Origin of the sequence: Halomonas denitrificans, from assembly GCF_003056305.1 — a bacterium.
In the GTDB taxonomy this organism is placed as follows: domain Bacteria; phylum Pseudomonadota; class Gammaproteobacteria; order Pseudomonadales; family Halomonadaceae; genus Halomonas; species Halomonas denitrificans.
Genome location: NZ_PYVX01000001.1, coordinates 594,193 through 606,186, shown reverse-complemented (window position 1 = coordinate 606,186; position 11,994 = coordinate 594,193). Strand labels below are relative to the sequence as shown.

The 11,994-nt window shown below is 56.6% G+C and carries 9 protein-coding genes, 1 other RNA gene and 1 pseudogene; 6 read left to right on the top strand and 5 right to left on the bottom strand.

The features are described from left to right. Positions 1-6 precede the first annotated feature (6 nt). The 6 genes and pseudogenes from ffs (at position 7) to C9F13_RS02700 (ending at position 7,216) form a co-directional block, all read left to right on the top strand. An RNA gene (ffs, locus tag C9F13_RS02710) (signal recognition particle sRNA small type) lies at positions 7-103 on the top strand. An 83-nt stretch (positions 104-186) separates the two neighbouring features. Beyond that, positions 187-375: pseudogene (locus C9F13_RS17855) on the top strand (DUF6538 domain-containing protein); the annotation flags it as partial. A 57-nt stretch (positions 376-432) separates the two neighbouring features. Further along, positions 433-1,500 carry a site-specific integrase gene (locus C9F13_RS02705; RefSeq protein ID WP_170121121.1) on the top strand — a complete coding sequence of 356 codons (1,068 nt, stop codon included), beginning with the start codon at positions 433-435 and terminating at the stop codon, positions 1,498-1,500. A gap of 1,177 nt (positions 1,501-2,677) precedes the next feature. Continuing rightward, positions 2,678-4,174 (top strand): DEAD/DEAH box helicase family protein, encoded by a 1,497-nt coding sequence (locus tag C9F13_RS17405; protein ID WP_157955153.1) that lies wholly within the window; start codon positions 2,678-2,680, stop codon positions 4,172-4,174. Positions 4,175-4,663: 489 nt separating this feature from the next. Next, a complete protein-coding gene (locus C9F13_RS17400) occupies positions 4,664-5,659 on the top strand; it encodes a hypothetical protein (protein ID WP_157955152.1) in 996 nt (331 codons plus the stop codon). Positions 5,660-6,475: 816 nt separating this feature from the next. Then, on the top strand, positions 6,476-7,216 hold the full coding sequence (locus C9F13_RS02700) for a tellurite resistance TerB family protein (RefSeq protein WP_108444692.1): 741 nt from the start codon (positions 6,476-6,478) through the stop codon (positions 7,214-7,216). A 132-nt stretch (positions 7,217-7,348) separates the two neighbouring features. On the opposite strand, the gene nhaC is transcribed toward C9F13_RS02700, so the two are convergent. The 5 genes from nhaC to C9F13_RS02675 form a co-directional block, all read right to left on the bottom strand. Then, positions 7,349-8,797 (bottom strand): Na+/H+ antiporter NhaC, encoded by a 1,449-nt coding sequence (gene nhaC / locus C9F13_RS02695; protein ID WP_108444691.1) that lies wholly within the window; start codon positions 8,795-8,797, stop codon positions 7,349-7,351. Between the two features lie 89 nt (positions 8,798-8,886). Next, positions 8,887-9,666, bottom strand: a complete 780-nt coding sequence (locus C9F13_RS02690) for an amino acid ABC transporter ATP-binding protein (protein WP_425432853.1) — start codon at positions 9,664-9,666, stop codon at positions 8,887-8,889. A 12-nt stretch (positions 9,667-9,678) separates the two neighbouring features. After that, positions 9,679-10,332 carry an amino acid ABC transporter permease gene (locus C9F13_RS02685; protein WP_108444689.1) on the bottom strand — a complete coding sequence of 218 codons (654 nt, stop codon included), beginning with the start codon at positions 10,330-10,332 and terminating at the stop codon, positions 9,679-9,681. A gap of 46 nt (positions 10,333-10,378) precedes the next feature. After that, positions 10,379-11,035, bottom strand: coding sequence for an amino acid ABC transporter permease (locus C9F13_RS02680; protein ID WP_108444688.1), 657 nt, complete (start codon positions 11,033-11,035; stop codon positions 10,379-10,381). Between the two features lie 77 nt (positions 11,036-11,112). Next, the gene (locus tag C9F13_RS02675) at positions 11,113-11,916 is read right to left on the bottom strand and encodes a transporter substrate-binding domain-containing protein (protein ID WP_108444687.1); all 804 of its coding nucleotides are present in this window, start codon (positions 11,914-11,916) and stop codon (positions 11,113-11,115) included. Positions 11,917-11,994: the final 78 nt, after the last annotated feature.

The window sequence follows — 11,994 nt, the reverse complement described above, 5'->3', positions numbered from 1 at the left end:
TGGCCTCGTTGGTCCTCCCGCAACGCCAAGTCGCAAACCCCGCCAGGCCCGGAAGGGAGCAACGGTAGTGATGGACGCGTGTGCCGGGATGTGGCTTTCGGGGCCGCCTCTCTTTGTGGCTATGCAATTGATTTTAAAGGCTTTTTCTCCACTGGATCTGTCAAAAACACAATCCGGTGACACAAAATGCCTAGCAGCCTCCCTCCTTACGTGATCCGCACCCCTCAGGGTGTCTACCATTTCCGCATCGTCATCCCTGTACCTCTGCGGCCTATGCTTGGGAAGCGAGAGATACGTCGATCCCTACGCACCCGTAGCAAGCGTGAAGCGATCCTGAGGGCTGGTCCCCTTGTGGTGAACGCTCACAGGCATATAGATGCAGCAAGACTGGGCAGAAGACCCGACCTCACCACCCTGACCCTCGACGCGCCCTTGAGCCATGACGTTCCTGCAAACCAACCTGTAGCCGCGAGACTGCACCTCCCTGCGACCGGGGGACTGTCTGTCAGTGATTGCCCCACCATCTCCAGCCTGTTGGAGAGCTACAGTCATAGCCAGAGAGTCGAAGGGGTCTCCGAAAAGACCCTTGATGACAAAGCGGCTGTTGCCAACCTGCTGATCCGCATCATTGGCGATATCCCTGTTTCAGAAGTCTCGATGACCCATGCTAAAACCTTCAGGGACACAGCCTTGAAGCTCCCGCCCATGGTGACCCGGTTACTCAAGGGAAAAACGCTAGAACAAGTCATAGCTCAATCAGGGAAGACCATCTCCATTACGACGTACAATAACTACGTCAAGAATCTATCGACCCTGTTTGAGCATGCAATCAGGGAAGAGCACATGACCCGAAATCCATTCGCTAAAATGAAGATGAAACAACGCCAGAAGGCGAACAGTTTTCGTTCTGTGTTTACCTCTGTTGACCTTCAAAAGATTTTCAATAGCGTGGACTCGGAGAAGAAAGCCTACAGGCGCTGGCTCCCTTACCTAGGTTTCTACACTGGCGCCAGACTTGGTGAGTTGTGCCAGCTGTACCTGTCAGACTTCAAGACAGTCAACGGGATTTTGTGTGTCCATATTCAGGACACTAAACAAGGACAAAGGCTGAAAACCCCTGAGTCTGAACGATTGTTGCCGATTCATTCTCGTCTTATCGAGTTGGGATTGATGGACTATATCGAGTCAGCAAAGGCACAGGGGAAAGAGATGCTGTTCCCTGAGTTGGTCGCACACCTCAAACATGGATATTCCGCCACACCTAGTAAGTGGTTTGGTAGACTCAGGAAGCAACTAGAACTGAACATAGATGATGGAGAGCGGAAAGACTTCCATAGCTTCCGCCACACGGTAGCCGATAATTTGAAACAGCTTGGAGTGGCTGAGCCCCATATTGGGGGCATTCTTGGTCACTCGACAGGCGGCATAACTAGCACCCGGTACGGGAAAGAATATCGTCCAGAGGTACTACAGCCGTATATTGAGATGATCAAGCCTTGAGTCCCAGACCTTCTGGCTGTCGGAAAATGCTGTTGAAGTGTTGAAGACATGGCACAAACGACGACTTCTTGATATCTCGCCTTGCATGCCTCTGTGAGAGACGATTCGATCATGAACCATGCTACCCCATGGAGAACTGAGGCGGACTCACAGGGGCTTTCCTTGGGACAGTGAATACTCTCTATCGGCTGATCCGTACCAGCTTGGACAAGTCATTCGCACATGAGAAGGTGTACACGCCATCACTGAAGGTGAACCTAGCGAGACCTCCCTTGTCCTCACAGTAATCGAGAGCGAAGCCGTAGGGGGAGTCCGAAGTCTGAAAGGTCACTTCACTAGCGTTTCCTGCCATGGAAGCGGCTACCAGCACACACAACCACAGTCTCGTCATCGTGGTCACTCCACCGAGTGGTGCATGAAGGGTAGCAGGATCACCCTGCACACGCTCCTGTGGCGCGGTCACCATGTGAACCAGTATCAGCCTGCTAGCTTGAGAAATCTAGATTCCGCTGGGCTCTGTGGGTGTGTGAAAAGGTAGGCTCAGTTACGCAATGTAACAAATTTGACTTAGGCTTCCCCACTGTGGTCTAATAGCTCTTGTGAGGCAAATACACAGCCCCACATTACCAGATAGCTATACACCACCTTCACAAGACAAGCCCGTACGTTGCGGTAAAGGCTGCGTACAACAGGGTCACCAGAACCTCTATTTGAGGTGGTCTGGGGTTTTTTGCGTCTGATTGAAGCATCTTCGCACAATTTCCATGCTGTCGCTTGAGTGAAGGGACTCTGGAAGTTAACCCGGAAGGTGGTTGCATGAGTGATGGGTTGGTTGTTTGATCGTCACTCATTTGGTTCCTCTCTACTCGGAAGGTCTTGAGTGTTGTTGTCGATAGACACCGCATTAAAGAGTGTGTGAGTCGGTCGTAACTCGCTCAATGAACCTCGAAAGAGTAAACGATACCCGGCTTCACGGTACCCGAATACTCAATCATGGAAGTGAAAGATTTGATCCTTGTTTTTTCTAAGGGGTTTTTTCACTTTTTGAAGGAAGAGAAGGAGGGCGAGCACCAAGTAGAAACCGAGATTTTACCTGTGAACTAAGAAAACGTTGGTGGGGTGCTGCTGTACGTCCACCTGATATCCCAGTTGGGAACATAAAGAGAAAGGAGAACACATGAAGAACAAGACCTTTTACGTTGTATCAGCACCTATGGGCGCTGGAAAGACCCATTCCTTCATTGAATACGCTAAGGCTACCAACAACGTACTCTTAGCAGTACCCAAGATCGACCTTGCTGATGAAGTGGCTATTCGGATGCATCAAGTCGGTATCGATCCAGAAGTGATTCATAGCAGACAAGGACATCAGAGTTCTACCGTTGATCGCCTAAGCGATGCTCTGAACAAGATTGATGGTTATATAGTCACTACCCATGCAAGTCTGTTGAATGTCAATCCTAGGCAACTCAAGGGTTGGAAGGTTGTAGTGGATGAGGTGCCGACCATAGACAACTGTAAGCGTTCAAAGACAGTGCCGTTTTCTACCTTTCACCGACTGTTCGATGGTCTAGTTCAAGTTCACGATGATGGCACATGTTCAATCGCCGAAGGTGTAGGGGATCACCAGATGGATGAACTATACCGTGACCACCTCGGCAGTGATCTGAAAAGCGTAGAAGTGATGTTGGGTGGTCTGACGTCTAGAAAGGCTGGTGTGTCTTTGGAGAAGCGAGATAAGGGTTACATCATCAAGTCAGCAGACTATAACGATTGGAGGCCTGTCGTGGAGAATGCCAATGAGTTCCATGTGATGGGCAATGCAGTGTGGAACACTCTGTTGTATCAGCATCTTTGCTGGCATGGCTTCAAACCTGAAATGTCTCCGCTTACGCCAATGTTCAAGGGCTACAAGCTTCCGTTGACTCTTGTGCCTCTGGTGAACGGTAATAGCTTCAGTACATTGTTGATGAAGACTTGTGTAGATGGTTCTGATGCCGGTCAGTTTGATGAGACGTGTTTGGGCTGGGTTCTGGCGGAAAAGGCATTCGAGTACCACAAAGGTGAACGGCTGTTGTTCCAGTGCCATGGTTGGATGGTCAAAGAGAAACGTTTCAAGCGGAACATTGAAGCCAATCATAAGAACGTGACTATCACCGAGTTTGATGTTCGTGGCCTAAATACTTATCGAAGCTATAGTCGTACTGTGAACATGATTCATGGAAACCCTGAACCTGTGGAAGGTCGAATTCTGTATGAGATGTTCGATATTATGGGGTTGCCCGCAGAAGTCGGCATGGAAGCGATAAAATTTGAACGTCTCATTGATCCGATGGCACAGCACATTCTACGTACCGGGATGCGAGATGGTGATGCTCAACAGTTTGAAACTGTGACGGTGCTTCCAACTATGGCAATTGCTCAAGAGATCCAAGAAGCTCTTTGCTGTGAAGTAGAGTTCGATAACAGTATCATGATTGACCCTCCTGAGAAGAAATCGAAGGTTGGTAATGGCGATAGGACCAAGGATGAGTTGATCAGTGTGGTGTGCCAGGACTATAAGTCGGGAATGAAAAAGAAGGCGATTGGAGAACAATATGGAATCTCCCAGCCGACTGTCCGTAAGTATATCAACGAGATGAAGAAAGAAGAAAGCGTACAAGATACTGTTTGAAGTGCTGGTCTAATCTGGCCCGGTTGCGTGTAATCGCCTTGATGTTTGAATGATCCGGCTCTAGCGGTGGTGGGTAGTTTCGGGGGTAACTGATGCCTGTTGGCTCATGGCTCATTTGTCGTTGGTTTGAGTCCAACTATGCTGCCATCCTGCCAAACCCCGTCAGCTCCCTTCTTTGTCCCGTGTCGGCAGGCACTTTGCTGAACGCATTGCAAATCCCGGCGGTGGTGGTATGGTCAAGATTCGTCTAATGTTAGGTCTAGAATGATATGCCTGCTAGATCATTCCATCCGCTTCCTGCCTGTCTGGACGACTACGAAGGGCAGACCATCCTGGAGATGGAGGGTGCGAGGAAGAAGGTCAATGTAGACAGGGATGGATGCCGACTAGCCAGCAAAGCAGCGGCAACTGGGGTTAGGTTAGATAAAATGAGAACTAACCATTCTGAACAATGATTTAATCATGTAGTTAGGGTTTGCGGAGGGGCGAGTGTACAAGCTAGCAAGATTCTTAATGTGGGCAAACAATAAGTCAATGTTGTTTTCATGTATATTGGGTGTTGTGGTTATTGTTCTGTCTGTCCTTGTTGGATGGCTTTTTAGTTTTCTGGTTGAAGTTGAAGTGGGAGCTTTTATAGCCTTAACAGGGGGGTTGGTGGTCTTAGTCTTTAGCTATTTGGTGAATGAGACTAACAAGAATAGTGCGACACGAGAAGAGATGGTTAGAAGGTGTAATAAGATTGAGGAAATGTTGCACGAGCAAGTGGATGAAGATGTTGGCTTTCTATTTTCAACAATCACTGGAAATTCCCATTTAGTGCATTTGTCAAATCTTGAAAAGATGCTTGGGGATAGGCGTTATGTGGTGAAAAATGGTAAAGGATCTATCTGTATTAGGGACTTGAACGCAGGTTTTTTCTCTGCGGTTAGTGCCCATGAGAATTTTGATGTGGAAAATACTGATGTTCCTAGGCTAGAAGAGCTTTGGCGAGATTATCAGAAAGTGGCTAGAGAGTTATACAGTTTGAGGCAGGAAGTAAGGTCCTTGCACGTGGATCTGATTAGGAAAATTGAAGCCTTGGATAGTTACGTTGAGGCAACAGCATTAAAGTATGAAGATCTTGAGTCGCCAATGAAAGGAATACGAGATTCATTGGGTAGGATTAAAGATGTCTATTACCAGTGTTTCGAGGATACGAAAGGTAATGGAGGATCTGGTGGGTTTCCAATGCAGAATTTATTTTCAGAAGACAATGATGTTAAAAAGAATGAGGCCATTCATGAAATCGATCGTATTATTAAACAAGAGATAAATCCTGTTTTTGGAAGTTTGGAGGGCGCTTGTAAAATTCACGGTTATTTATCGAATGTTTGTTACTTTTCTATTCTGGTAGTGGTTTTGATGTCTAGCAGTTATGCGGTTTTCTCTTCTTCAGATGAAAAAATGGAGGACGTAACACCAGTTGTCGAGTTGTTGTTTAAGTGAACGAATACGCGCACAGTTTGATAAGTCTACTTAACGTCTACGGGGTGATGCCATGACGAGCCAAATTGTGGCTTCTCAACCGTGTGGCGTGCCTTGAGGGACTGATGCTGTGACTATTCGTTGTGTGTGTCTGGCCAGCTCTAATGGAGCGAATCTCAAAACCATAAAAACTATAGTAAGGTAGTGTTTCCATAGTCTGGCACTATGCTGTTGCCTTCCGTGTGAACTATGCCAAAAGCTCAAAATCTGTCTGTCTGCTCGTCCAGACCCGTATTTGTGTCAATGGGGGGTGCTTGAAATTTCTGAGTCAGTCTGGATTCGTGGCTTAGGTCGTAGCTTTCAGATTCCCTGGGCCGCTTTGCGAAAGGCATGGTGTAGGTCCATCTTGGTAGTACAAAATGGCTCAATTTTGCTATTTTGTGTTTTGAGTGTTTTTTATCTCGCCAATGACCAGTGGGAAAAACTTCTTTGAATTCAATTTGTTGAACGGGCTAGGCGATTCCTGAGCATGTAATGTATGGAATTTTCTGTGCAGTACATTGGCTTTCGGGGCCGCCTCTCTTTGTGGCCGCCGTGGTGGCTCATCCGCGCCCCGCTTGGCCCGCGCCTTCCCCAGGCGATCTGGCTCCCGCTGTCTCTTCTCCCGTTTCCCGTGCTCGCTCGCGTCCTCGACGCCATTCGCCGCTCCCGGCATGTGGTCGCCTGGCCGCCGTCGCCGCGCGATGCCCCGCCTGATGCCCTGGCAGAAGAGCCGGCCGCGAAACCTATTGCGTCTCTGCCTATCGAAGCCCTTGCCGATTTCACAAGGAGCGCGACATGAACGCCAAGAGCATTCTCGAACAGGTCATGAAACAGGCCGCCAGCGGCCAGAAGGGCACGGGCGGCCTGGACGTCCAGGACATGGTGAATCGCGTGACCTCTTCCCTCGGCGGCAGCGCCGGTGGAGGGGCGCGACGTGGCGGTGGCGACTCCTCGGGAGGCGGCGTCGACATGAAGAGCCTGCTCGGCGGCGGGGCCCTCGGGATGCTGATCGGCTCGAAGCGCGGTCGCAAGATGGGCGGCAAGGCGCTGAAATACGGCGCCATCGCCGGCGTCGGCGTGCTGGCCTGGAGGGCCTGGCAGAATTCGCGCGGCGATAGCGGTGCAGAGAGTGGCGGCGAGGCCAAGGAGGGGCGCCCCATGGAGCGCCTCGAGGGGGCCTCCCGGGAGCAGCGTAGCCTGGAGCTCCTGCAGGCCGTGATCATGGCGGCGCGGGCCGACGGCCACATCGACGATCGTGAGCGCGCCCTGCTGACCGAGCAGATCGACGCCATGGGGGCCGACGCCGAACTCCACGACTGGGTGGAGCGGCAGCTCTCGGCGCCGCTGGATGCCGAGGCGCTGGCCCGCCAGGCCGATTCGCCCCAGGCGGCACGGGAGATGTACCTGGTCAGCGTGGCGGTGATCGACGACCAGAACCCCATGGAGCGCGCCTGGCTCGATCAGCTGGGCCACGCCCTGGGGCTGGACGACGGCATGCGGCAGGAACTCGAGCGCCAGGCGCTCTCGGCGGGCTAGGCGCCGCTGCCGCGTTCTCCGTCGGCAGTGAGGAGCGCGGCTCGTCACCGCAGCAGTGGCCATGGAAGGTAGAAGGGGGCGCCGTGTCGAACACGGCGCCCCCTTGTCGTGGCGCGTGGGTTAAGGCTTCGATCAGCCGGCCTGCACCTCGGGCTCGCGATAGGTGTTGACGTCGTTGCGCTCGCCCTCGCGCCAGATGAAGACGTTGAACAGGGCGTAGATCACGGCGATGACCGGGGTGATCAGGGCCAGGAAGGTCCAGCCCATGTAGTCCCAGGCCGACACGTCCAGCACGCCCATGTAGTAGGCCCCGCCCAGGCCCCAGGGCACCAGGGGCGAGGTCACGGTGGCGGAGTCCTCGCAGGTGCGCGAGCACACCGACGGCAGGATCCTGAGCTTGCGATAGGCCGGCACCAGCATGCGCCCGGGGATGATGATGGCGATGTACTGGCTCGCGGAGAACAGGTTGGTGGCCAGCGAGGCGACCACGTGGGTCACGATCAGGCCGCGCGAGTGGCTGACCATCCGGCCCATCTTCTCGAGCAGCACCTCGAGCATGCGCGTCTTCTCCAGCAGCCCGCCGAGGCTGAGGCCGATGAAGCCCAGCGAGATGGTCCACATCATCTCCTGCAGGCCGCCGCGGCTGAGCAGGCTGTCCACCGACTCGATGCCGGTCTGGGACACGTAGCCGTAGTTCATGAAGTTCATCATGTCGCCGATCGCCACGCCCTGCAGGGCGACCGCCATGGCCGCGCCCACCAGGCTGCCGATCACCATGACGGACAGCGCGCTGACGCGGCGATAGGCGAGCACGAGCACCACCAGCGGCGGCACGAAGGCGAGCAGGCCGACCGAGTAGTTCTCCCGGATGCCGGCCAGCAGCCGGTCGGTGCGCGAGGTATCGACGCCGCTGCCGTCGAAGCCCAGGCCGATGACGAAGAACAGCGCCGCGGAGATGAGCAGGGCGGGGCCGGTGGTGTAGAGCATCGAGCGGATGTGGTCGAAGAGGTCCGCCTCGGCGACCCCGGCCGCCAGGTTGGTGGAGTCGGAGACCGGCGAGATCTTGTCGCCGAAGATGGCCCCCGAGATCACGGCGCCGGCGGTCATGGCCGCGGGCACGTCGAGGCCGCTGCCGATGCCCATGAAGGCGACGCCGAAGGTCGCGGCGGTGGTCCAGGAGCTGCCCGTGACCAGCGAGGCGATGGAGCAGACGATCACGGCGGTGAACAGGAAGTAGGTCGGGTTGATCAGCTGCAGGCCGAAGTAGACCAGCGAGGGAATGGTCCCCGAGGCGATCCAGCTGGCGACCAGGACCCCGACCATCATCAGGATCAGCATCGGCAGCATCGCGATCTCGCAGCCGTAGAGGATGCCGCGCTGGATGTCGTGCCAGCTGAAGCCCGACAGCATGGCGATGATGGCGGTGACCACGATGGCGAAGATCAGCGAGATATGGGTGACCCAGTCCTCTCCGAGCAGGAAGATCTGGGCGAACATCATGAAGCAGAGAAAGCCGATGCAGACGGCGGCCCCCAGGAAGGAGGGGCGAATGGACGCATCGTGAGCGGTTGTACCGTGCAAGGTGTGGCTCCTGTGAGGGATTGTTATTGGTCAAAACGTGGCCGCCACGAACGATTCGCGGGTGATATGCGGCCGGGTCGAGCGTCGTCTCAGGCGTGGGCGCCCAGGTGCTTGCGCAGGAAGTGCTGGGTGCGTTCCTGGTCGGGGTGGCTGAAGAGGTGGTCGGGCGTATTGGCCTCGACCACCACGCCGCCATCCATGAACATTGCCCAGTCGGAGACGTCGCGGGCGAAGGCCATCTCGTGGGTGACGATCAGCATGGTCATGTGCTCCTCGGCCAGGCCCTTCATGACCCGGTTCACCTCCTCGACCAGTTCGGGGTCGAGCGCCGAGGTGGCCTCGTCGAAGAGCATCACCTTGGGCCGCATGGCCAGCGCCCGGGCGATGGCCACGCGCTGCTTCTGTCCCCCGGAGAGGGCACTGGGGTAGACCTGGGCCTTGTCCGCCAGGCCCACGCGCTCGAGCAATTCCATGCCCAGTGCGCGGGCGTCACCGGCGGTCATGCCCTTGAGCTTGCGGGGCGCCAGGGTCACGTTTTCCAGCGTCGAGAGATGGGGAAACAGATTGAAGTGCTGAAACACCATGCCCATGTTCTGGCGGATATGGTTGATGTGCCGCTCGAAGGCCAGGCCCTTGAGGTCGGGCCGGTTGACCTGAACCCCGTCCAGCAGGATGGTGCCCTCGTCGATCGCCTCCAGGTTGTTGATGGAGCGCAGCAGGGTACTCTTGCCCGAGCCCGACGGGCCGATGATGGAGATGATCTGGCCGCGATCGACGCGCAGGTCGATGCCCTTGAGCACCTCCAGGTCACCGAAGCGTTTCTTGACCCCCTTGAGCTCGACCATCGGGGTCTCTGTCGACTGTGTCATGTCAGGTCCTCGTTAACGGCGGTAGGCGGCGCGACGCTCGATCCACGTCTGGCCGGCTTCCATCATCAGGTTGATCAGGTAGTAGATGACGGCGATGGTGATGTAGAACTCGAAGGGGCGGAACGTCACGCTGATGGCGTACTGCGAGACGTACACCATTTCGCCGATGCCGATGGCGGAGAGCACCGAGATGTCCTTGACCATGATGATCATGTTGTTGCTCAGCTGGGGCAGGGCGCGATAGAACGCCTGGGGCAGGATCACGTAGAACAACGTCCTCAGATGCCCGAAGCCCAGCGATCGCGAGGCCTCGTACTGGCCGCTCGAGACCGAGCGGATGGTGGCGATGAAGATGTCGGCGTTGTAGGCCATGTAGTGAAAGCCCAGTCCCAGGATCCCCACCACGATCGCCGGAATCAGGATCAGCTCGCCGAGGCCGAAATAGAGGAAGTAGAGCTGCAGCAGCAGCGGCGTGGTCATGAACAGCCAGATGAAGAAGCGCAGCGGCCAGTTCACGACCTTGCGGGTATAGAGGGTGATGACCGCCACGATCTGGCCCCCCAGCACCGATATCACGGCGACGGCCAGGCCGATCAGCAGGGTGACGCCGACGCCCTGGAGCAGGGTGGGCAGGTACTCGATGACGGGGCTGAAGTCGAATTCCATGGGGCTGTCCTGTGTTGTTGTGGCCCGGTAGGAGGCTCGGTCGGCGCTACAGGAAGGCGTAGCGGGTCGCCCGGCGATAGCAGAACTCCACGATGCCCATCACCGCGTAGATGATGACGATGTACATCAGGGCGCTGAGCGTGAAGACCTCCAGCGGCTTGTAGGTGGAGCCGATCAGCCGCTGGGCCTGATAGGTCAGCTCGATGACCGAGATGATCGAGACCAGCGAGGAGTTCTTGACCAGGATGATGGCCAGCACGCCGACCGAGCGGATCATCAGGCCGGCGGCCTGGGGCAGCACGATGTAGCGCAGGGTCTCCAGGCGGCCGAAGCCCAGGGAGCGCGACGCCTCGTTCTGGCCGCTGTCCACCGACTCGATGGCGCCCCGGATGGCCTCGCTCATGTAGGCCCCGATGTTGAAGGCGCCGACCACCACGCCGCAGGTGAAGGGGTCCAGGCGCAGGCCGATGGCCGGCCCGCCGTAGAAGACCAGCAGCAGCTGCACGAAATAGGGCGTGCCGCGCACCACGCTGATATAGGCGCGGGCGAACCAGCGCACGGGCGGGATGCGCGAGGTGCGCAGCGTCACCAGCACCGAGGCGATGATGAAGCCGAAGAGCAGGGCGCGCGCGGAGATGTCCACGGTGACCCACGCCGCCTTCACCAGCAGCGGCGTGATCTCGATCATCAGATTGAAGTCCATGAGCCCTTCTGTCCTGTTGTCGTGTTGTCAGGAAGGGTGGGGGGCGGCAGGGCGTAAGCCCTGCCGTGTCGCTGCTATCAGTTGAAGTCGACGCCGGGGCCGATCCACTCGTCGACGATCTCCTGGTAGGTGCCATCCGCGCGGATCTCCGCCAGCGCCTCGTTGAGCGCCGCCTTGAGCTCGGGGGAGCCCTTCTGGACGGCGATGGCGGCCGGGAAGCGGGGCAGCTCGCCCACGTCGACCTGCTTGATGGGGATATCGTCCTCGTTGAGCGCGACATAGACGGGGATGTCGTCGGCGACCATGACGTCGATGCGACCGGTGGTCAGGGCATTGAGCATGTCGGGTAGCCCCTGGAAGGTCTGGTTGCGCCAGCGGCCCTCGGCCTTCTCGGTGGCCCACTGGTTGCCAGTCTCGCCGAGGGTGGAGCCCACCCGCTTGCCCTCGAAGTCGGCGATGCTCGAGACGTCGTCGGTCCCTTCCTGCACCCAGATGGAGAGCCCCGAGCTGTAGTAGGGATCGGTGAAGTCGACGGCCTTACGGCGCTCCTCGGTGGCGCTCATGCTGCAGATGCAGGCGTCGAAGCGGCCCCCTGCCAGGGCGGCGACGATGCCGTTCCAGGGCGAGGTCTGGATGTTGACCTCGACCCCCATCCGGTCCGCCAGGGCCCTGGCGATGTCCACGTCGAAGCCGACCACGTTGCCCTGCGTATCGACGAAGCTGAAGGGCGGGTAGGCGCCGGAATTGGCGACCTGGAAGACGTCCTCCCGGATCTCGGGAAGGTCACGGGCCTGGGCCTGGGCGCTGGCCAGGGAGAGGGCGCCGAGCAGCGTCAGGGCGCCAACGAGGGAACGGGAGAAAGGCTTGTTGTGTTTTGTCATGTCGATGCCTGTCTGTGGTGGGTTGCCGTTATCAGTCTATAAGGTGATTCAGATTAGGCGATGCGCGATCGCCGTGGT